At 53.8% G+C, this 21,099-nt stretch carries 16 protein-coding genes, 1 tRNA gene and 1 riboswitch; of the genes, 15 read left to right on the forward strand and 2 right to left on the reverse strand.

Translation table 11 applies throughout. The features are described from left to right. Positions 1–289 precede the first annotated feature (289 nt). The 7 genes from rpoD to BN1936_RS00440 all read left to right on the forward strand — a co-directional run bounded on the left by rpoD (position 290) and on the right by BN1936_RS00440 (position 9,514). Positions 290–2,590 carry an RNA polymerase sigma factor RpoD gene (gene rpoD, locus BN1936_RS00410; protein WP_053101767.1) on the forward strand — a complete coding sequence of 767 codons (2,301 nt, stop codon included), beginning with the start codon at positions 290–292 and terminating at the stop codon, positions 2,588–2,590. Between the two features lie 283 nt (positions 2,591–2,873). After that, entirely contained in the window at positions 2,874–5,141 is a 2,268-nt protein-coding gene (locus BN1936_RS00415; protein WP_232422043.1) for a sigma-70 family RNA polymerase sigma factor, read from the forward strand. A gap of 78 nt (positions 5,142–5,219) precedes the next feature. Then, positions 5,220–5,296 (forward strand) — tRNA-Ile (locus BN1936_RS00420). Between the two features lie 123 nt (positions 5,297–5,419). Further along, entirely contained in the window at positions 5,420–6,853 is a 1,434-nt protein-coding gene (locus tag BN1936_RS00425) for a DEAD/DEAH box helicase (RefSeq protein ID WP_022443313.1), read from the forward strand. 54 nt (positions 6,854–6,907) lie between these two features. After that, positions 6,908–7,032, forward strand: a riboswitch (SAM-I-IV-variant riboswitch). A 185-nt stretch (positions 7,033–7,217) separates the two neighbouring features. Next, entirely contained in the window at positions 7,218–7,454 is a 237-nt protein-coding gene (locus BN1936_RS11240; protein WP_022443312.1) for an AbrB/MazE/SpoVT family DNA-binding domain-containing protein, read from the forward strand. Positions 7,455–7,642: 188 nt separating this feature from the next. Next, the gene (locus BN1936_RS00435) at positions 7,643–9,136 is read left to right on the forward strand and encodes an FAD-dependent oxidoreductase (protein WP_049686389.1); all 1,494 of its coding nucleotides are present in this window, start codon (positions 7,643–7,645) and stop codon (positions 9,134–9,136) included. A gap of 42 nt (positions 9,137–9,178) precedes the next feature. After that, on the forward strand, positions 9,179–9,514 hold the full coding sequence (locus tag BN1936_RS00440; RefSeq protein ID WP_022443309.1) for a cytochrome c3 family protein: 336 nt from the start codon (positions 9,179–9,181) through the stop codon (positions 9,512–9,514). Between the two features lie 77 nt (positions 9,515–9,591). Here BN1936_RS00440 and BN1936_RS00445 read toward each other — a convergent pair whose 3' ends face one another. Further along, positions 9,592–10,035: a MerR family transcriptional regulator gene (locus BN1936_RS00445; protein ID WP_022443308.1), complete on the reverse strand. Its 444-nt coding sequence runs from the start codon at positions 10,033–10,035 to the stop codon at positions 9,592–9,594. A 135-nt stretch (positions 10,036–10,170) separates the two neighbouring features. Here BN1936_RS00445 and BN1936_RS00450 point away from each other — a divergent pair, with 135 nt between their 5' ends. Beyond that, entirely contained in the window at positions 10,171–11,292 is a 1,122-nt protein-coding gene (locus BN1936_RS00450; RefSeq protein ID WP_232422044.1) for an alpha/beta hydrolase, read from the forward strand. Between the two features lie 45 nt (positions 11,293–11,337). Here BN1936_RS00450 and rlmD read toward each other — a convergent pair whose 3' ends face one another. Then, positions 11,338–12,744, reverse strand: coding sequence for a 23S rRNA (uracil(1939)-C(5))-methyltransferase RlmD (gene rlmD / locus BN1936_RS00455; RefSeq protein ID WP_022443306.1), 1,407 nt, complete (start codon positions 12,742–12,744; stop codon positions 11,338–11,340). Between the two features lie 439 nt (positions 12,745–13,183). On the opposite strand from rlmD, the gene cysK reads away from it, so the two are divergent. The 7 genes from cysK to BN1936_RS00490 all read left to right on the forward strand — a co-directional run bounded on the left by cysK (position 13,184) and on the right by BN1936_RS00490 (position 20,808). Then, entirely contained in the window at positions 13,184–14,119 is a 936-nt protein-coding gene (cysK, locus tag BN1936_RS00460) for a cysteine synthase A (protein ID WP_049686391.1), read from the forward strand. Positions 14,120–14,344: 225 nt separating this feature from the next. Further along, positions 14,345–15,352 (forward strand): ABC transporter substrate-binding protein, encoded by a 1,008-nt coding sequence (locus BN1936_RS00465; RefSeq protein WP_049686392.1) that lies wholly within the window; start codon positions 14,345–14,347, stop codon positions 15,350–15,352. A gap of 122 nt (positions 15,353–15,474) precedes the next feature. Continuing rightward, positions 15,475–16,368 carry an ABC transporter permease gene (locus tag BN1936_RS00470; RefSeq protein WP_022443302.1) on the forward strand — a complete coding sequence of 298 codons (894 nt, stop codon included), beginning with the start codon at positions 15,475–15,477 and terminating at the stop codon, positions 16,366–16,368. Next, the gene (locus tag BN1936_RS00475; protein WP_022443301.1) at positions 16,368–17,165 is read left to right on the forward strand and encodes an ABC transporter ATP-binding protein; all 798 of its coding nucleotides are present in this window, start codon (positions 16,368–16,370) and stop codon (positions 17,163–17,165) included. The genes BN1936_RS00470 and BN1936_RS00475 overlap by 1 nt, the downstream gene beginning before the upstream one ends. A gap of 325 nt (positions 17,166–17,490) precedes the next feature. Then, positions 17,491–19,173, forward strand: a complete 1,683-nt coding sequence (locus BN1936_RS00480; RefSeq protein ID WP_022443300.1) for a carbon starvation CstA family protein — start codon at positions 17,491–17,493, stop codon at positions 19,171–19,173. A gap of 181 nt (positions 19,174–19,354) precedes the next feature. Then, entirely contained in the window at positions 19,355–20,266 is a 912-nt protein-coding gene (locus tag BN1936_RS00485; RefSeq protein ID WP_022443299.1) for an AEC family transporter, read from the forward strand. 260 nt (positions 20,267–20,526) lie between these two features. Next, the gene (locus BN1936_RS00490; RefSeq protein ID WP_022443298.1) at positions 20,527–20,808 is read left to right on the forward strand and encodes a hypothetical protein; all 282 of its coding nucleotides are present in this window, start codon (positions 20,527–20,529) and stop codon (positions 20,806–20,808) included. The last annotated feature ends 291 nt before the right edge of the window (positions 20,809–21,099 follow it).

Genomic DNA, 21,099 nt, shown 5'->3' on the forward strand with positions numbered 1-21,099 from the left:
ACACTGTTTGCACTTTTGTACGGGGGCGCCCAGGAGACACATACTAGTCGGAGGCGTCAGTAACACATTGACTTTCCAGATAGATCCTGTGCCGCAGGGAAACCGATGAGAGGAATCCGGCTCTTGCCGGATCAGTGTTTCCCATTATCACAGAGGCCAGATATCTGGATTCAGGGTATTGATGTGACTGTTGCAGGAATACCCGCCGCTAAAAGCTGCAGTGCCGGAATGGCTCTCACCGCGGGAACCCGTGTGGCTGCGCTTGCCTTGAAAAAACATTGGAACAGAAATGGCAACTAACAAAAAGTCGTCTAAAACCACTCAGAAAGGCAAAGCGGCTCAGGCTGCGCAGCCTGAAGTCGTCTACCTGATTCCCGAAGCCGAACTGAAACAGATGAAGCCTGAAGGAAAAGCGCCGGAAGCGGCTGCTGATGAGTGGGTGTTCCTCATTTCCGAAGAAGAGTTCAAGGCGGCTTCTGCCGAAGCCGCTGGTGACGCTCAGCCATCAGAAACTGAGAAGAAGGCCGCTGCTCCCAAAAAGGCAAAGACAAAGACCAAGGCGAAATCCAAGGCCGCGAAGAAATCCGGAAAGGCTGATGACACTGACAGTTCGGATGACGATGTCGTCGGTGTCGACAGCGATGACGAGAATTCGGATGATGATGAGGCTGTGAGAATTGCCGAAGAGGCGCTCACCAAGCAGCCTAAGCGCCGCCGCGGCCGCGGTGCTTCCAAGCTCGCCCGCGAAAAGGCGATGAAGGAAGCTATCGCGAAGTCCTATCACGCGAAGGAAGAAGGCGCGGAAGAGCGTCAGACCAAATGGCGCGCTCTGATCAAGCTTGGCCGTGACCGCGGGTATCTCACGTACGCTGAACTGAATGACTATCTGCCTGAGACCATGGTGGAGCAGGACGATATCGATCAGGTGGTGGCCACACTCTCTGACCTGAATATTCAGGTCTTTGACCAGGCACCGGACGCAGAATCGATGCTCCTGAACGATAACGCCGTCACGGATTCGGACAGTGATGATGAAGCCGATGCCGCCCTCTCCTCAATGGACGGAGAATTCGGCCGCACGACGGATCCGGTCCGCATGTACATGCGCGAAATGGGTTCTGTCGAACTGCTCACGCGTGAAGGTGAAATCGCCATTGCCCGTCGTATTGAAGACGGTCTCGGGCACATGGTGACTGCCATTTCCACAAGTCCGACGACGATCCGCGAGATTCTAGCTGATGCCAAACGTATCCGCGAAGGCACGCTCTCGATTGACGAAGTCGTTGACGGCATCAACGACCCTGAGAACGAGAAGAAGGACGACTTCGCTGATATCGGCGCTTCCGGCATGACCGCGGGGCAGCTTGAAGAACTGAAGGAACGCGTTCTGAAGATTTTTGACCGCGTCGGCAAGCAGTTTGAAGAGATTAAGGCGATTTATGAGCGTGATCGTTCCCGCTCTCCGGCTTTTATTGAGAAGCAGGAAGAGATCCGCAAGGAACTTTCTCAGGTCCGATTCACGGCAAAGGCTGTTGACCGTCTCTGCGGGACGCTTCGTAAGACGATTGAGCAGATCCGTAATATCGAGAAAGAGATCAAGGGACTGGCTGTTGACCGCTCTGGCATTGACCTCAATTTCTTCCTCTCTGACTTCATGAAGCATGAGACGGATCTCAACTGGGGCAAGCGCCTGCTGGAATCCGGCAAGCCTTTCGTTCCGGTGTTCCGCCGCAATCTTCCGGCAATTGAGCAGCTGCAGCAGCGCCTGATTGATATGGAAGTGGAAGCGCTGCTTCCGATCCAGGATCTCCGCGACATCTATAAGCAGATGGCGACCGGTGAGGCCAAGGCCCGGAACGCGAAGAAGGAGATGACGGAAGCGAACCTTCGACTCGTGATCTCTATTGCTAAGAAGTACACGAACCGCGGTCTGCAGTTCCTCGATCTGATCCAGGAAGGCAACGTCGGTCTCATGAAAGCGGTCGATAAGTTTGAATACCGCCGCGGCTATAAGTTCTCGACCTATGCCACCTGGTGGATCCGTCAGGCGATCACCCGTTCTATTGCGGACCAGGCACGCACCATCCGTATTCCGGTTCACATGATCGAAACCATCAATAAGATGAACCGCATCACGCGTCAGGTGCTTCAGGAAACGGGTCAGGAACCGGATCCCTCGGAACTCGCCGAAAAAATGCAGATTCCTGAGGATAAGATTCGCCGGATTCTGAAGATCGCGAAGGAACCGATCTCAATGGAAACGCCGATCGGAGATGACGAGGATTCGCATCTTGGGGACTTCCTCGAGGATACTGAGACTGAAGCGCCGGCGGAAGCCGCTCAGAATGAAAATCTCGAAGAGGCCATCAAGCAGGTTCTTGACAGTCTGACCCCGCGCGAAGCGAAGGTGCTTCGTATGCGTTTTGGTATCGAGATGTCGAGTGATCACACGCTCGAAGAAGTTGGTAAGCAGTTCGATGTGACCCGCGAACGGATCCGCCAGATTGAAGCAAAGGCTCTCCGCAAGCTGCGCCACCCCTCACGCTCCGATAAACTGAAGAGTTTCATCGACGGAGAGGATAAGAAGTAGCACGTCGCCTACTCAGGCGGAATTCCCCGGAAAGCGGGGTGAAAGCAGGGCATTCATTTTTATTCTATTTTGTCAATCAGGATAGAAACGGGTCGGATACGGTCGCAGAGAATCCGCTCTTAGTTTATGCTGTCACTCCCTTTCGACAATTACAGCTCCTGAGTTGTGCAGGAGCAGAAAAATTTCATTTTTACGCTGCCCCGTGAGCCGGCTAAGCCGGATCTCCGGCGCTGCGGCGTGAATTTTCCGCCTCCAGGCGGAATAAAAATGCTGGATGTTTCAATTGGCTACGCTACAAGATAAAACTGAAGAGACGAAGGCCGCCGAACCCGCGGCGTCTGAGACGCTTTCTGCGGCTGCTGCGGCGCCTAAGCCGCCCGTGGTGGTGATCCGGCGCAGAAGACGGCGCATTGTGAATCCCGAGGCTGAAGCGGCTGTTCAGGCTGCTGTGGCTTCTGCGGTGCAGCCTGCCGACAAGGCTGAGGCAAAGCCCGCGAAGAAGCGCAAGACCGCGACGAAAACGGCTGCCGCTAAAACTGCCAAGACGGGGGGCAAGAGGCCCGGCCGTCCGAAGAAGGCTGCCGCTAAAGTCTCTGACGATGATTCTGATTCCGATGATGGAATTCTTGATCCGGAAAGCCTGATGGAGGGAGATGATGACTCCTCTGGAGAGGATCTGCCGGATGAGGAAATCGATCTCGAGGCGGTAGAGAGAAGCGCCAAGAAGAGCTCCCGGGAAGCCCCGTCTGAAGAAGTGACGAAGGGATACAAGGCGCTCGTGAAGCTTGGCCGCCAGAGAGGCTGGATCTCTGTTGAGGACATCAACGATCTGCTGCCTGAAAGCGCTGTGTCGACTGAGGAGCAGGTTTCGGATATTTCCGAACAGATTGCCATTCTGGGTATTCAGGTGTTTGAACAGGCCCCGGACAGCGATGACATCATTCTCGCCTCCGTGACCTCTGATAGCCGTGACGACATCGATGAAGACGATGCCGCGGAAATGCTGTCTCCTGAAGAGAGCGCCGGTCTGTCCCGCGATCCGCTTCGCGCGTATCTGCGCGGTGTCGGCACGCATAAGCTGCTGACACGTGAAGAGGAAATTGAAGTAGCGAAGCAGATTGAGTCCTACACTCAGAAACTGGTCTCGGTTCTTGCCGGCTTCCCCTTCGTGATGGACAGCCTGCTTAAGATCCGTGATCAGCTGCAGTCCGGTGAGCTGACGATCGATAACGTCGCTGATGGCTTTAATGAACCCGAAGGGACAGAAGAAGTCGCGGAGGGCGATTCCTCTAACGGTGATATCGGCGCGGCCGGCATGACGACTGAGCAGCTTTCCGATATGAAGGACCGTGTGGTGTCGATCATCACCGAGTGTGAAGATCACTACAAGCTCGTGAAGGAGTATTTCCCGGATCCCGAACAGCACGCGGCCTATAGCCGTGAACGGCGCGCTGTGGTGAAGGGACTCTCCCAGATCCGCTTCTCTGGCAAGATTGTGTCTTCGCTGTCCGATCAGGTGACGGAGCATGTATCCGGCGTGAATAAACTTCTCTCCCGGATGCGCGCCCTTGCGGTTGATGACTGCGGCATTCCGATTGATAAGTTCCTGAAGGACTTTGATCACCGTGCGACGGATCCTGATTGGTTCCCGTCCATCGTGCGTCAGGGCGTTTCCTACTCCAAGCGTGTTGAGCGCCAGGAAGCGGTCCTGATGGCGATGCAGGAAGGGCTTCGGAATGAAGAAAAGGCCTCCTGCATCACTATTCCCGAGCAGCGTGAGCTCGCCAAATCCGTGAAGATCGCTCAGAGCAACCTGTCGGCTGCGAAGAGCAAGATGATCGAAGCAAACCTCCGGCTCGTGATTTCGATTGCTAAATCCTATGTGAACCGCGGTCTTGCGATGACTGACCTGATTCAGGAAGGTAACCTCGGCCTCATGAAGGCGGTTGATAAGTTCGAATACCGCCGCGGCTACAAGTTCTCCACCTATGCAACCTGGTGGGTGAAGCAGTCGGTAACGCGCGCTGTGGCGGATTACGGTGCGACGATCCGTGTTCCGGTTCATATGACCGAGTCCTACAACAAGCTTCGCCGAATCAAGCAGCGTTATCTTCAGACGCATGACGGCAAGGCACCGAGCGACTCCGAGCTTGCAAAGCTTGGCGATATGCCGCTCTCCAAGGTGCATCTGCTGATGAACGCGATGCGCGGTGTCGAATCTATCGACGCGCCGATCGGCGATGACGATGATGCGACGAAGCTCGATTTCGTCCGCGGTGAGGATGATGCGGATCCGCAGCGCCGTTATATGGAGACCGCGATGGGCGATGAAATCGTTCGCTCTCTCGATGATCTCACGGTACGCGAGGCTTCTGTTATCCGTCTCCGTTACGGTATCGGATCTAATCGGGATCACACGCTTGAAGAGGTTGGCAAGGCACTTGGCCTTACCCGCGAGCGTGTCCGCCAGATTGAATCCGCGGCCCTCAGGAAGCTGCGCAGCAATGCCGCGAAGGCCCGCCTGAAGGACTACAAGGACTTCGAGGAATAAGCGCACCGCCGCTTGATTTTCTGTACAATAGCTTTCTTTGTGATCTCCCCGGCCCATCAGGGCTCGCGGGAGACCATCGGGCCAGTAGCTCAGTTGGTTAGAGCAGGGGACTCATAATCCCTTGGTCGTTGGTTCAAGTCCAACCTGGCCTACCATCGTCACGTTTTTTGCATCGGGAAGCCTCAGCGCAGGCTTCTAATTTTGTCAGTGAATGTTCCGGTTCCGATGCAGCGAAGATTCCCACTCCATACTCGCGAGGCAGTACCGTTCTTTTGACTATGACAGAATCGCAGGATTTTTCATCTTTCCAGCTTGATCCCCGGATCCTTGATGCTATCAAGGCAATGGGCTATGTGAGCCCGACCCCGATTCAGGCGAAGGCCATTCCTCTCGTGCTTGCCGGACGGGACGTCATGGGCGCCGCTCAGACGGGTACGGGAAAGACTGCAGGCTACGGCCTGCCGATGCTGCAGCGGATTCTCCCGAAAGCGAATACGAGCGCGTCTCCTGCGAGACACCCCGTCCGGGCTCTGATTCTTGCCCCGACCCGAGAACTCGCGGATCAGGTGAATGAAAATCTCGTTGCTTATGCGGCGAAGACTGGACTTCGGGTCGGCGTGGTGTACGGCGGTGTTGATATCCGTCCGCAGAGCGATATGCTTCGCCGTGGAATTGAGGTGCTGACAGCTACCCCGGGACGTCTGCTCGATCACATCGAACAGAAAGCCGTGAATCTCTCCCAGGTTGAGATCGTCGTGCTCGATGAAGCTGACCGTATGCTCGATATGGGATTCCTGCCGGATATCTCCCGGATTCTCAATCTGATTCCGAAGTCAGTTCAGAGCCTCATGTTCTCGGCGACGTTCTCGCCTGAAATCAAGAAACTTGCGAGCCAGTTTCTGAAGGATCCGCAGCTGGTTGAAGTTGCCCGCCAGAACGCCACGGCGGATACGATCACACAGGAACTCTACGAAGTGAAGGGTGAGAGCAAGGTTCAGGCCCTGACCGAGCTCCTGCGCCATCACGGTGACGATAACGGTCCGATGCGCCAGGTGCTTGTCTTTGTGAACGCCAAGCTGACCTGCCGCCGTCTGACCCGTCTCCTGGTCAACGCTGGCATTCCTGCTGACTCCATTCACGGTGATAAGACTCAGGATGAGCGACTGAAGGCTCTTGAAAACTTCAAGAACGGCACGACGCATGTTCTTGTCGCTACCGATGTGGCGGCCCGTGGCCTTGATATCGCGGAACTTCCCTTCGTGATCAACTTTGATGTGCCTTTCGCGGCGGAAGACTATGTGCATCGTATTGGCCGTACAGGCCGAGCCGGCGCCAAGGGTCTTGCCATTTCTCTCGCTTCGGGTGAGAACGATGAGAAGCTCGTTGAGGCGATTGAGAAGCTGACGAAGCAGAAGTTTGCGAGAAAGCCTCTAGAGCTGACTCGCGAAGATCGCCGCCGTTCGTCCTCTGACCGCGGTCAGAGACGCGGCCACGAGACGCATGCATACCGCTATACACCGCCACCTGCCCCTCATGATCCGCTTTTCGATCATCCCTATATCGAAAAGACCAGTGCTGTGTCTTCATCTCCGAAGAAAGAAGAGCAGCATGCGGCCCGGGCGCTTACCGGATATCGGAATACTTCGTCTCGTCGTCCAGTCTGCGCACTTCTCGGGGGCGGCTTCCGAAAGAAGCGGAATCCGAATCCGTAATCTGTCAGAGAGGATTCAGGATTATTGCAATTAATTCTGGATCCGCTAAAATTAAAGTGTCATTACGAGTTGCGGTTTAATTACGCCGCACGCCAACCTGCCTACCCGGGTAAGGTGGTGGCTCTCAGAGCATTGAGAGAATGAGGTCTCCTCGAGCGGAGGCAATAGAGCGGGAAAGACAAGAGCTCCTCACGTAATGCATGAGGAGCTTTTTTTATGCAGCAACCAGGGTGCGCGGCTCGAGGCATCCTGGCCGCCGGGTGATCTCCCGGGCCATCAGGAAGATGGCGGATAGGTCGGGTTGGATTTGTTCCATATTGCCGGACCCGGCATGGTGCCAAAACCGGATAAAAAGGAGCCCAAAATGGCAAACCGTCTTACGATCAAAGGTCAGGTCACGATCCCGAAAGAAGTCCGGGATTTTCTTCATCTCACTAACGGCGATTCCGCTGTCGAATTCGTTATTTCTCCTGACGGCTCGGTCAGTCTTCGAAAAGCGGAGGCAGAAGCCGCAGTGTCGTCTTCAGACCGTTCCCGCTCGAAGAACGGCCGGCGTGTCGGTGTCGATGTGCTTAGTCTTTTGTCAGGAGTCTGCATCTGAAGGGCGCAGCTGATGGTCAAAAAAATAATTGCCTGATTTTATGTAGTTTTTAAATTCTTTCTCTAGGGTTTTGCCGGGTTAAATACTGATATCGGTCAAACTACGTACGTGTTTGAACGACGGATAATACCCAACATAACTGGAAAACTACTTCTTTTGAAGGTAGTCAATAAAAAGGAGAAAGAAAGATGACACAGCTCTCCCGTCGTACGATCCTGAAGGCCGGCATGGCTGGATTCGCCGCTTCGGCATTCCCGGGACTCGCCTTTGCTAAGGCAAAGAAGGAAGACAAAAAGGCCGCGAAGTCTGCTGCCGCTTATGACGCTATCGTGCTCGGCGCCGGTGCTGCCGGTCTGATTGCCGCTATTACCGCTGTGGATTCCGGCGCGAAGCGTGTCGCTATCCTGGAGCAGATGGATCGCCCGAACGGCAACGCCATTTACGCTCTGGGCAATATCTGCGGCTGGGGCTCCAAGCGTCAGATCCGTCAGGGCATCAAGGATACGGCCGAGGATTTCTATAAGGCCATGATGGTCACCTCCAACTGGAGAGCTGATCCCGCCCTGACCCGTACCTATACGAACGATATTCCCTCCGGTCTCGACTGGCTCGAAGAGAACATCGGCATTGAATTCGGCAAGGTGAAGAAGGCCCCGTATCCCCGTGAATGGCGTATTAACCCGATTCTCGGCAAGGGCATTACCGGCGGCTCCCAGATGGTACAGATGCTCGTCGCTGCCGCTAAGAAACGCGGCGTCGTTTTCCTCTGGCAGCATCGCGCGGACAAACTGATCACGGACGATCGTGAGCGCGTGATCGGCGTCGAAGCTGTTGCTCCGGATGGCCGCAAGAAGTTCTTCACGAAGGGCGGTGTCACGATCGCAACGGGCGGCTTCTCCGCGAATCCTGAAATGGTCGATAAGTACATCGGCGGCTGGGCTTCCCGTCTGGCCATCCGCGGTTCTCTCTCTACCACGGGCGCGAATATTTCTCTCGCGCTCCCGCTGAACGCGAAGTTCGTGAACATGGATCAGTTCCATGCGGGTCCGATCATTGCTGAAACGCATGTGAATCCGAATGAAGTTCTGAACTCCGGCTATGGCATCATCGTTGACCTCCGCGGCAAGCGCTTCGTTGATGAAGTGAACACCTACGTGATCAAAGCTAAGGCCTGCGCGCAGAACACGATCGAGAACAAGGCCTGGGCCATTGTTGACGCCGACTGCAAGGTGATCGGCAACATGACTCACCGCTTTGAGCTGCTGAACACCAAGTACTACAAGGCTGATTCGATCGAAGCCCTGGCTAAAGACATCAACATTGATCCGGCCGTGCTGAAGAAGGACGTTGACGACTACAACAACGCACTGAAGAATGGCACGCTTAAGCGGATGAATCCGCCCTGCTCCTATCGTCAGCCGCATCCGATCGCGAAGGCGCCGTTCTTCGCCATTCCGTATGAAGGCGGTATGACGGCTACGTTCGGCGGTCCGCTGATCAACACGAAGGCTGAAGTGCAGACCCTTGAAGGCCACAGCATTCCTGGTCTCTACGCAGCCGGCAATGCCGCTGGCGGCCTCTTCTTCCGCGACTACATCGGCGGTGCCCAGCTTGGCGGCTCTACGGTCTTCGGCCGTATTGCCGGCCGTGAGATGGCTGCCCGTGCCAAAGCGGCTAAGTAATGCCCGGACGTAAAGACAAACAGGAATAGAGGAGAATTTGATATGACTAAAGCTTTAGCTGTCCTGGCTGCCGTTGCTTTCGGCCTCAGCCTTTCCATGTCGGCCGGCGCTGCTGATAAGACCCTTGCTGAAATTCACGGTTCGGCCTGGCCGAAGAGCGTGAATGGGTACGTCGTGAAGGAGCAGTGCAAGGCCTGCCACGGTGACTACTCGAAGCTCGCCAAGATGACGGAAAATCTTGATCCGAATCCGCATCACAGCCACCTCGGTGACGTGAACTGCACGGATTGCCACAAGGCTGATAAGGCGAAGCCGCAGCTCGTCTGCAACCAGTGCCACAAGTTCACGATCCGTGAAAAGAAGGCTGCTGCCAAGTAATCCTTGGCTTTAAATAAAAACACAGATGCCGGCAGGTCTCCGCGGCATCTGTCATGTGAGGCTTGAGGCGTCCTGCTTCAGGCCTCTTCTTTTAGGCCGGCATGGATGAATTCCTCTGAATGCGGCAGGGGATCGCGGCCGAAGACCACTTTTTCAGTCCCCGCGGCAATCGCTTCATCGTAATAGGCACATTTGTAGTTGACGACATCGAGTGTTTCTTCAAGCGCTTTGATCCGGCTTTCGATTTCTTTCTTCTGCTGCCTGAAGAGCTCGCGGCGCTTTTCAAGCGTCGCATCTCCCTCCCGCACCCATTCCGTAAAGAGCCGGATCTGATCAATTGAGAGGCCGGTCTTTTTGAGGCATTGAATGATCTGAATAGACCCCAGATCGAGATCTGAGAACATCCGATAGCCTGAAGCTCCCCGGCTGAGGAAGGGGAGAAGACCGGCTTTATCGTAGAAACGGAGCGTCGAGGACGGAATTCCCGTCATCTTTGAAACTTGCTGAATCGTGTATTCCACAGATAGTCCCTCCGGCTATTGACTTTAAAGTTGACTTTAACGTTAATCTTATCTCACCCAAGGAAATCAGTGGAAGAACGAAGGGTAGGAAAAGTGACCCTCATCCACTGCAAAAATGAATGGGAGATAGGAATAATGAAGATGATGATGTCGAAAAGGCTCCTCGCAAAAGTGGCTTTGACGGGAGTCGGTGCGGCACTTGCGACACGCGCCGCGCTGGCGCTGGACCGCGCTCCTCTGAAGGACTCAGTTGCGGTGCCGGAAACGATTGATCCCGCAAAGCTCTCGAACGCTTGGGACAAGGTTTTTCCGGAGGATTCGCGGGTGTCGCACCGGAAGGTTGTTTTCCATAACCGCTTTGGAATCACCCTGGTAGGAGATCTCTACACGCCGAAATCCATGAAGGCGGGAGAGAAGATGAGAGCAATCGCTCTTGCGGGTCCCTACGGCGCGGTGAAGGAGCAGGTATCGGGGCGTTACGCTCAGGAGCTCGCGGCCCGAGGTTTTCTGACGCTGGCATTTGATCCGTCATTCACCGGTGAATCTGGTGGACAGCCCCGGAATGTAACTTCCCCCGATCTCAATACGGAAGACTTCTCTGCAGCGGTTGATTATCTGTCGAACCGTCCCGACGTAAATCCTGAAGCGATTGGTATTGTGGGCATCTGCGGCTGGGGCGGCTTTGCTATTAACGCGGCCGCTATGGATCCGCGCATCAAGGCTACCGTGACCTCCACGATGTACGACATGAGCCGGGTGATTGCGAACGGGTACTTCGATAAAATGAAGACGCAGGAAGCGATCCGAGCTGAACGGAAAGCGCTGAGGAAGACGCTGAGCGCGCAGAGAACGGCTGATTACAAGAGCGGCACCTATAAGAAGGCGGGCGGTGTGATCACTGAAGTGAAACCCGATACTCCTCAGTTTGTGCGTGACTATCACGACTTTTATCAGACGAAGCTCGGCTATCATCCGCGTTCATTCGGGTCAACAACCGGAGCGACTCTGAGCTCAGTGCTCGACTTCACGAATATGCCGATAACGGTTTATGCCGAGGAAATCGAAACGCCGGAGCTGATGATCCATGGCGAGAAGGCTCACTCCCGCTACTTCAGCGAAGACCTGTTCAAACGCCTGAAGGGGAACAATAAAGAGCTTGTCATCATTCCCGGTGCCGTACACACAGATCTGTACTACAAGATGAATGTGATCCCGTTCGATAAGATTACGTCGTTCTTCGACGCGAATCTGAAGTAAACGGAATCAGGTTCTGAAAGCGGATGACGAAAACCGTCCGCTTTTTTATTGCGCCCGCCGGAACCGCGCAACGCATTCAATATGCGCGGTATCCGGGAACAGATCTACGGGCTGAAGCGTATCGAGGCAATACCCGAGGCTGTGGAACTTCGCCGCGTCGCGCGCCAGAGCCTCGGGGCCGCACGCAATATAGATCACGGTTTCGGGCCCCATGGCAGTAATGATGCCAGGGACAGAGGCTTCGAGCCCTTTTCGTGAAGGGTCGACAAAAACCGTTTTCGGCTGGATGCCGCGGCTGTAGATATCCGGGAGGATTTTCTCTGCCGGGCCGCAGAAAAATTCGGTATTGGATAAGCCGTTCCTCACCGCGTTTTTCTTTGCCTCTTCAACCGATTCTGGAACAATCTCGACGCCGATCACGTGTCCCGCCTTTCTGGCGAGCAGCAGCGAAATGGTACCGATACCGGAGTAGAGATCAAGCACAGTATCCTCTGGGTCGATGGAGGCAAGGCGAATCGCTGTGTCATAAAGAACCGGGGTCTGCGGTGTGTTGACCTGCAGAAAGGTTTCGGGTCTGACCTCAAACTCAAGACCTGAAATTTCAGCAGTGATGGAACCTCTGCCCAAAAGCACCTGAGCTCTCTCACCAAGCACAAAGTTTCCAGGGCGGGTCTTGATGGAAACGGTGACGTCTGTAACACCGGCAGACTGAAGAGCCGGAATCAGGTTTTCAGAGGCGGAGTCAGGGATGGAAGAGGAGGTCACCAAAGTCGCAAGACGCCCGCTGCTGCCGGATCTAAGAATAAGACCGCGGAGCAGTCCCGTCTGAGAGCTTTCGCTCCAGACAGATAATCCTGAATCCTTGCTCCAGTGAAGCACTGCATTCGCCGCTTCTGCCATCCAGTTTGGACAGAGTCTGCAGGAGTCAGTTCCCGGCGCGACATGATGGCTTCCCGCTTCGTACATGCCCAGCTTTCGGGTTCCTGCAGACTCTTCAAAGTAGAGCACCGCTTTGTTTCGGTATCCAGAGTCAATCCCGTGAGGCATCGGAATCGGATCCAGTATCTGAGGTGCCCCGCCAGGGATCGCGGAGAAAAGCTTCTCGAGGAAACGCTTTTTATAAGAGAGCTGAGCCTCGTTTGTGAGTTCAATCAAAGGGCACCCGCCGCAGAGCGCTGAAGCAGGGCAGGGAGAACTCCGGCGGCCGGGGGATTTCCGAACGAAACGTGAAACACGTCCGATAGCGGAATGAGCCCCTTTTTTAGGCAGTTCGACCACGGCCTCTACCGTATCGCCAGGCAGCGTGCCGGGAAGAATCACCCGGACAGTCTTCCCTGAAACTTCAGTCCAAGCGATGCAGCTGCCATTTTTTCCCAGCTCCTCAGAAGTTAGCTGAAGCGTGAGAGAAGAGGGGGCTGTTGTCTCAGTGCGTTGGGAAGAAAATGAGTTCATTCGGGATCAGATCGGTGAGTGGTGACGGGGAAAAAGTATTTTCGATGAAATTCAAGGATTCGTCAGGTAATACATCAGAAGGTACACTTTTTTACAGAAGAGTTTTGATGCCGGGAGCTCTGAAAAGACCGATTTTTTAGCTGTTTTTTAACTTTTTTGTGTCGTTTATAGGGTTTGGTTTTTAAGGTCTTGTTTATATAAGATAATGAAAAATTTATATTTAATAAGTTTATTTAAATCGTAATCATCTACGTTTAAGACTTAAAAATCCACAAAAAATTAATTTTGCTTTTTTAAAATCCGACTGATAATATATCCGACAGAAAAACTCGGGTTTAAGCCCAAACACCTGTTACCAACTGGCGGATGAGCTGAGTCATCCGTATTCCATCACTGTTAGGCAGGCGTGAGTGAAACGCCTTGCTTTTGGAGAAAAGAATTGGCTATTTATAAGTCTGTGTCCGACCTGATCGGCAATACTCCCCTCGTCGAACTGAGCAAGCTTGAGAAGGAGCTTGGTCTTAAGGCCCGCATTCTCGCGAAGCTCGAATCCTTCAATCCGGCTGGTTCCGTGAAGGACCGTATCGCTAAGTCCATCATCCTGAACGCTGAAAAGTCTGGCCGCCTGCAGCCCGGTGCCACGATTTACGAACCGACCTCCGGTAATACCGGTATTGGTATTTCCATGGTTGGCCGTGCTCATGGCTACAAGGTTGTTATCGTCATGCCGGATACGATGTCGGTTGAACGCCGCAACATGATCCATGCCTATGGTGCTGAGATTGTTCTCACTCCGGGTAAGGACGGCATGAAGGGCGCCATTGCGAAGGCTCAGGAACTTCATGAGAAGGATCCTGGCTCAATCATCGCCGGTCAGTTCGATAATCCTGCGAATCCGCAGGCTCACTACGAAACCACTGGTCCTGAAATCTGGCGTGACACGGAAGGCGTTGTCGACTACTTTGTCGCCGGCGTCGGCACGGGCGGCACGCTGACAGGTGCCGGACGTTACCTCAAGGAAAAGAATCCGAATGTGAAGGCTGTAGCTATTGAGCCGACCACCTCTCCGGTTCTTTCCGGCGGCAGGCCCGGTCCGCATAAGATTCAGGGTATCGGTGCCGGTTTCATTCCGAAGACGCTTGATACGTCTGTTTATGACGAAGTGATCACGGTCACCAATGAAGACGCTTTCGCGACTGGCAAGAAGCTTGCCGGCACTGAAGCCATCCTCTCCGGTATTTCCGCTGGCGCTGCTCTTTGGGCTGCAATTGAAATCGCCAAGCGTCCTGAGGCCGAAGGAAAGACGTTTGTCGTGATCTTCCCGGATAACGGCGACCGTTACTTCTCGACCCCGCTGTTCGCCGAGAACAACTAATCAGTTTCGGAATCTGATCCCGCGGCGACGGGATCAGACCATGCTGAGAATAAAACACCAGGAATGGTTCATTCATCCTGGTGTTTTTTCATGCCTGTGGGAAATTCCAAAATTTCCACAACCTGCTTTCAGACGTGCATAATGACCAAATGCATCTGCTGAAACAGCAGACAAGATCCGATACATTTCAGATATCAGCAATAAATTCCCCCGAAGGAGCCCCTTATGAAGATGAAGTCGATTGGAATCGCGCTCGCCTGCGTCGGCGCGGCTGTACTGCTTGCTGCTTGCGGTGATAAGGGTGGAAGCGCTTCTTCGGCGGCAGCGTCTGCTCCGGCTGGTCAGCTGAATGTCGGCATCATTCAGCTGGTGGAGCACCAGGCTCTCGATGCGGCGAATAAGGGTATCGTGGATGAGCTGGCGGCCCGTGGCTATAAGGACGGCGAGAAGATCAAGATTGATCAGCAGAATGCGCAGGCCGATCAGTCGAATATGAAGAGCATCGCTCAGCGCTTTGTGTCCAACAATTCCGCGCTGATCTTCGCGATCGCGACACCGGCCGCCCAGACTGTAGCGAACACCACGAAGACGATCCCGATTGTCGGCACCGCTATTACGGACTATCAGACCGCGCGTCTCGTGAAGAGCAACGAGAAGCCCGGCACCAATGTTACCGGCAGCTCTGATATGAACCCGATCGCTGAACAGGCTCAGCTGATCAAGGATTTTGTTCCGAATCTGAAGACGCTTGGCGTCATCTATAACTCGAGTGAAGTCAATTCCGAGGTCCAGGTGAATGCTCTGAAGACCGTTGTTCAGAAGATGGGTGTGACTCTGAAGATCGCGACGGTTTCCAATGTGAATGATATTCAGCAGGCTGCGAACAGTCTTGTTGGCAAGGTTCAGGCGATCTATATCCCGACTGACAACGTTCTCGCGAGCGCCATGCCGACTCTGATCAAGGTCACCAACCAGGCGAAGCTCCTCGTGATCTGCGGTGAACCCAATATGGTGAAGAACGGCGGTCTTGCCACGATCGGTATTGACTACTATGAGCTCGGCAAGATTGCCGGTGACATGGGCGCGGATATTCTTGACGGCAAATCGAAGCCTGAAAACATGGCGATCCGCTATCAGCAGCAGTTCAAGGCCATGGTGAACGCGAAGACCGCCAAGGAAATCGGCATTCAGATTCCGGACTCCGTGAAGTCGAAGGCTGAAATCATTCAGTAAGAATTCCGCAGAGGTTCCGATCTCTGCTTTTGTTCAAAGCCTGCACGGCTTCATACTCTGAGGCCGCGCAGGATTTCTTTTTAGGTAACTCAGGTTCTTGTGCAGAAAGGAGCACCTGATCGATGTTAGATTTACTAATTCCCACCATTGCCCAGGGGCTTCTCTGGTCACTGCTTGCGCTCGGCGTTTATATCACGTTCCGTGTGCTCGATATTGCTGACCTGTCGGTTGAGGGTACTTTCCCGATTGGAGCTGCTGTCGCGGCTACCTGCATCACCTCCGGTCATTCCTTGGTTACGGCTTTTGTGCTTGCTGTTCTTGCCGGGTGTATCGCAGGTGCAGTGACCGGACTTCTCACGACAAAGCTGAAGATTCCCGCACTCCTCTCCGGTATTTTGACGATGATCGGTCTGTACTCGATCAATCTCCGCGTAATGGGACGCGCGAATCTTTCGCTTCTCGGGCAGACCACGATTTATTCCTGGGGCGCTTCCGCGGGGCTCACCGAAGCCCAGACTACCCTTGCTGTCGGTCTGATCGCGACGCTTCTGGTCGTCGCTGTGGTCTATTGGTTCTTCGGAACTGAGATTGGACTCGCTCTGCGCGCTACGGGCTATAACCCGCAGATGAGCCGCGCTCAGGGCGTGAACACGGATTCCATGGTGATCCTTGGTCTGCTTCTTTCCAATGGGCTTGTGGCTCTTTCCGGCGCGCTTGTCGGGCAGAGCAATGGCTTTGCGGATGCCGGCATGGGCGTCGGTACCATCGTGATAGGCCTTGCCTCAGTGATTATCGGCGAAGTGCTTTTCGGCACCCGGAGCTTTAAGAACTGTCTGATTTCAGTGGTTCTTGGCTCGATTGTCTATCGACTCGTGATCGCCATTGTGCTCGAGCTTGGCATGCCGCCGAACGACCTTAAGCTCTTCACTGCTATTCTTGTCGCCATTGCGCTTTCCCTGCCGCTTATTCAGTCCAAACTGAGAGCGGCATCCCGTCTCACCGGGAGGGCTTCCTGATGCTGAAACTTGAAAACGTTTATAAGACATTCTTCCCCGGGTCCCCGAATGAAAAGAAGGCCCTCCAGGGTGTGAGCTTCACGCTTGAGGACGGTGACTTTGCGACGGTGATCGGCAGTAACGGCGCCGGCAAGTCGACCGTTCTGAATTCGATTGCCGGTGTATTCCCGATCGACTCTGGACGCATCATCATCGGAGACACCGATGTCACCAAAATGCCGGAGCATAAACGTGCCCGTTTCATCGGCCGTGTTTTCCAGGATCCGATGAAGGGAACGGCAGCTGGCATGCAGATTGCGGAGAATCTGGCTATGGCCATGCGCCGCGGCCAGAGACTTGGACTGCGGTGGAGTGAGAGTTCAAAGATGTACGAGCATTTCCGCGAAATGCTCGCTGAGCTGGATCTTGGCCTTGAAGACCGGCTGACCAGCAAGGTTGGACTGCTTTCCGGCGGTCAGCGTCAGGCTGTTACGCTTTTGATGGCAACAATCCGCCGTCCTGAGTTGTTGCTGCTTGATGAACACACGGCGGCTCTGGACCCGAAGACCGCGGAGAAGGTGCTTGCGATTACCGATCGTTTCGTTCATGAGGGCCGTCTGACGACTCTGATGATTACGCATAACATGCGTGACGCTCTCCGTTTCGGTAACCGTCTCATCATGATGCATAACGGCCGAGCGATTGTGAATATCGCTGGAGAAGAGAAGAAGAAGCTCACGGTTCAGGATCTTCTTGGTCTCTTCGAAAAAGCTTCGAACGGAGAAGCGGATATTCCCGATTCGATGATTCTTGGCTGAAATAGCTGAGCAATAAACAGAACACCCTGAGAGATTTTTGTTTCTCAGGGTTTTTTATTGCCGCAAACACGGTATTCATGGGCTTTTTTAGGTGTGATGCTTGACCGCAGTGCAATCAATTAAGCACTTTTTCTTAGAAGTATCGATGTGCGAATGTGTATATTTTTAAACATTGAAAGAATAAAAACCTTCTTCCAAAAAGACCGCCGCCTCTCCTGATTCAGGAATCACTCATCTTTTTATCCAAGCGACCACCTGCGCTGGGACCAAAAGCAACCTCCGGGAGGCGGCTGCAGATTTCGTACTTGCTTCAAAGGAAAATAAAATGAACGGTTTAACCGTCATGCTGATCGCCTTTGTCGCTCTTGGCTTCGGATACTTCATCTATTCGAAGTGGCTTGAGAAGACATGGGGTATTGATCCTAAGCAGCCGACTCCGGCTGTAAAAAATGCGGGCGGTGACTATGCGCCTGCTTCCAAGTGGACGGTGGCCGCCCACCAGTTCACATCCATCACGGGTGCCGGCCCTGTCACGGGTCCGATTATTGCCGCCATGTTTGGCTGGCTTCCTGCGTTGCTCTGGATGCTGATCGGCGGCGTGTTTTTCGGCGCCGTTCAGGATTTCGGCTCTCTTTACGCATCTGTCAAGAACGGCGGCAAGTCAATCGGTGCCATTATTGAAGACTATGTTGGCCGTACAGGGCGTCAGCTGTTCCTCCTTTTCGGCTGGCTTTTCACGCTGCTCGTGATTGCGGCCTTCGGTGACATGGTCGCGGCAACTTTTAACGGTTTCTCGAAGACCGGTGATCTTCAGGTGCCGAATGCCGCAGCCGCGTCGATTTCAATGATCTACATGGTCGGCGCCGTTCTCTTCGGTCTCTTCATGAAGTATGTGAAGCCGAATTCCGGTGTGCAGTTCATTGTCGGTCTCGTGCTGATGGTGCTGATGGTTTGGGCGGGCATCGCTTACCCGATCTATGCAGACGCCGATACGTGGCGCTATATCGTCTTCATCTACCTCTTTGCGGCTTCCGTAATGCCGATGTGGCTTCTTAAGCAGCCCCGTGACTACCTGTCTGCTTATCTGCTGATCGGCATGATTATCTGCGGCGTGCTGGGTGTGTTCATTAAGAATCCGACACTCAATATGCCGGCTGTGACGGGCTTTACGGTTAAGAACATGGACCTCTTCCCGATCCTCTTTGTGACGATTGCCTGCGGCGCTGTGTCCGGATTCCATTCGCTCGTTTCTTCCGGTACGTCCTCCAAGATGATCAGCAACGAGAAGGATATGCGTCTTGTTGGCTACGGTTCGATGTGCGCTGAAGTGGTGCTTGGTATCGTGTCTCTCGTGGTGGTCTGCGCTGCGGCTACGAACGGCGCTCTTCCTGCAGGTACTCCGTTCCAGACGTTCTCCCACTCGGTTGCCGGTTTCCTCCAGGACATCTTCGGTGTTCCGGCTGATATCGCCGCCTGCATTCTGACGATGTGCGTTTCCGCTCTTGCCCTGACGTCTGTTGACGCCGTGGCCCGCATCGGCCGCATGTCGCTGCAGGAACTCTTTCAGCCGGCTCCGGGGAAGGAAAAGACCTTTATCCAGAAGATCTTCACGAATGTGGTCTTCTCCACGGTCCTTACGCTGGTCTGCGGCTTTGCGCTCTGCATGGCGGGTTATATGTCGGTGTGGCCGCTCTTCGGCTCCGCGAACCAGCTCCTTTCCGCTCTTGTGCTGACCGGTCTCGTAGTGTTCCTTAAGGCCACGGGCCGCAAGGGCTGGATGCTTTATGTTCCGATGACCTTCATGTTCATCGTTACTATGACTGCTCTGGTTGAAGCTGTGGTACGGATTTTTGGTCAGATCGCAAATGGCACGTTTGTCTTCATGGTGGGCGGTCTGCAGCTGATCGTTGCTTTTGCCCTGATCGTGCTCGCACTCCTTGTGGTTTACCACTGCGTCGCGAAGCTCCGTGAGCCGGCTCCTGTGAAGGCAGTGGCTCAGGCTGAGTAATCGAAGCCGAATCTTTCCAGTAGAGATCATTTACTGGAAACCAGAAAATCCCCGGGCAAGTCCCGGGGATTTTTGTCACTGAAGAGAACATATCTGGTCTCGATTCTGCTGATCAGACTGACCTATACTTAAGAATTAACCGATTAGGTATATTTGCTTAAGGGGCAGGGGGCTTCGAACCATGCATTTCTTCTCAGTCATTATTCAGCCCTTCATCCTTATAGCGCTCGGTTTTCTGCTCTCAAGACTGAGGATGTTTCCCCGGTCACTTTGGGAGGGAGTGGAGAAACTCGTCTACTACGTCCTTTTTCCTCCGCTGCTCTTTAATAGCGTCGCACGGGCAGAGCTGACGGTGTCCCAGACGAGTCTCTATCTTGCCTGCGGTGTGGGATCGATGGCGGCCGGCATGGTGCTCGCCTGGATCGTGTCAAAGCTTGCTCCGGCTGATCGTCTGACTGACGCCAGCATCCGTCAGTGCGGTTATCGATTCAACTCCTATATTGGCTTCGCAGTGGTTCTGGCGCTGTATGGAAACACCGGCATGGCGCTTTTTGCTTTGCTGGTAGGCGTCTGGGTGCCGATTTCCAATGCGGTAGCCGTAGCGGATCTCGCAGCAGCGTCTCAGTCTGAAGGATCCGGAATCAAGGGAATACTGAAGTCGATCTTTACGAATCCCCTCATTATTGCGACCCTTGCCGGGCTGTTCTTCAATGTGACCGGGCTTCAGATGCCCGCGCTTGTTACTTCGGTATTCAAAAGTCTGGGATCCGCCTCTCTCGCCCTCGCTCTGATGGCGATTGGTTCAGGACTCAGGCTTGAGGATTTCAGAAAGTATGGGAAACTGATTTCTCTCGCTACCGTGGAACGCCTGATTGCGGTTCCTGCTGTTTCATTCACCGTTGGTCTGTACTTTCATCTGACTCCGGTCGAGATGGGGGCACTCCTTTCGTTCACAGCGCTGCCGACAGCAAATTCCTGCTATATCCTCGCGGTCAGAATGGGTGGCAATGGTCCGGCAGTAGCGGATTTGACGACAGTTCAAACAATTGCGGCTCTCGCCACGATCCCATTCTGGATGGGACTTCTACAGTAGAAATTTATCGTTATTAAAAATATTCTTTATAAGAACATACCTTATTGGTATAAACCCAGCCTCTAGATCGTTTTTATCCCTATTTTATAAGGGTTATGACGGGGGATCACGTGTTTATATGATCCCCCGGTAGTACTTGTCCTACCCCCGAGAATAGCGCTTGCGGGATACTATTCGATCTCGCGGCAAGCACTGCGGCATCACCTAATTAAAGCTGTGTGCTTATCGCCCTAAAAAATTCAACTAAAGGACTTTTTCAAATGTCTATCAAGAACATCGCTCTCGCTGCTTCCATGATCGCTTTCGGCACCTTCGCCGTTTCCGCCCAGGCTGCTGACGTTGCCGCTCCGGCTGCTTCCACCGCTGCCGCCACCGCCTCTGCCCCGGCTGCCGCTCCGGCCGCTGCCAAGAAGGCTGTGAAGGCTGCCCCGAAGAAGGCCGCCAAGAAGGCTGCTAAGAAGGCCCCGAAGAAGGCTGCCAAGAAGGCTGTGAAGGCCGAGAAGAAGGCTGCCGCTGAGGTTGCTTCCCCGAAGGCTGAGTAATATCAGTTATTCGAATCCGGTGGCTTTGATCTGATATCAGATTGAAGCGCTGGAGGGAAAAAATAAAGGCTGCTGAAAAGCGGCCTTTATTTGTATTCATATAGTTATTAAAAAAGTTATTATATTATGGATGATCTACATCTGGACCATATGGTGCAGAAAGTCGCTAAGTGGTGCAGCATAATGAACAAACTTAGCCGATAATCGAATCGGTGTTCGATCTCTCTTCTGTCTTCTATTGGCTCATCCTATGCAATCATTCTCTATAGAACAGTCTGCCAGGCGTAATTG

It is taken from the genome of Dakarella massiliensis, assembly GCF_001182045.1.
Lineage (GTDB): Bacteria > Pseudomonadota > Gammaproteobacteria > Burkholderiales > Burkholderiaceae_F > Mesosutterella > Mesosutterella massiliensis.

Bases quoted from the DNA above. Each gene is read 5' to 3' on its own strand.
- rpoD (WP_053101767.1), top strand. From the start codon at position 290: ATGGCAACTAACAAAAAGTCGTCTAAAACCACTCAGAAAGGCAAAGCG.
- BN1936_RS00425 (WP_022443313.1), top strand. From the start codon at position 5,420: ATGACAGAATCGCAGGATTTTTCATCTTTCCAGCTTGATCCCCGGATC.
- BN1936_RS11240 (WP_022443312.1), top strand. From the start codon at position 7,218: ATGGCAAACCGTCTTACGATCAAAGGTCAGGTCACGATCCCGAAAGAA.
- BN1936_RS00435 (WP_049686389.1), top strand. From the start codon at position 7,643: ATGACACAGCTCTCCCGTCGTACGATCCTGAAGGCCGGCATGGCTGGA.
- BN1936_RS00440 (WP_022443309.1), top strand. From the start codon at position 9,179: ATGACTAAAGCTTTAGCTGTCCTGGCTGCCGTTGCTTTCGGCCTCAGC.
- BN1936_RS00450 (WP_232422044.1), top strand. From the start codon at position 10,171: ATGAAGATGATGATGTCGAAAAGGCTCCTCGCAAAAGTGGCTTTGACG.
- rlmD (WP_022443306.1), bottom strand. From the start codon at position 12,744: ATGAACTCATTTTCTTCCCAACGCACTGAGACAACAGCCCCCTCTTCT.
- BN1936_RS00465 (WP_049686392.1), top strand. From the start codon at position 14,345: ATGAAGATGAAGTCGATTGGAATCGCGCTCGCCTGCGTCGGCGCGGCT.
- BN1936_RS00470 (WP_022443302.1), top strand. From the start codon at position 15,475: ATGTTAGATTTACTAATTCCCACCATTGCCCAGGGGCTTCTCTGGTCA.
- BN1936_RS00475 (WP_022443301.1), top strand. From the start codon at position 16,368: ATGCTGAAACTTGAAAACGTTTATAAGACATTCTTCCCCGGGTCCCCG.
- BN1936_RS00480 (WP_022443300.1), top strand. From the start codon at position 17,491: ATGAACGGTTTAACCGTCATGCTGATCGCCTTTGTCGCTCTTGGCTTC.
- BN1936_RS00485 (WP_022443299.1), top strand. From the start codon at position 19,355: ATGCATTTCTTCTCAGTCATTATTCAGCCCTTCATCCTTATAGCGCTC.
- BN1936_RS00490 (WP_022443298.1), top strand. From the start codon at position 20,527: ATGTCTATCAAGAACATCGCTCTCGCTGCTTCCATGATCGCTTTCGGC.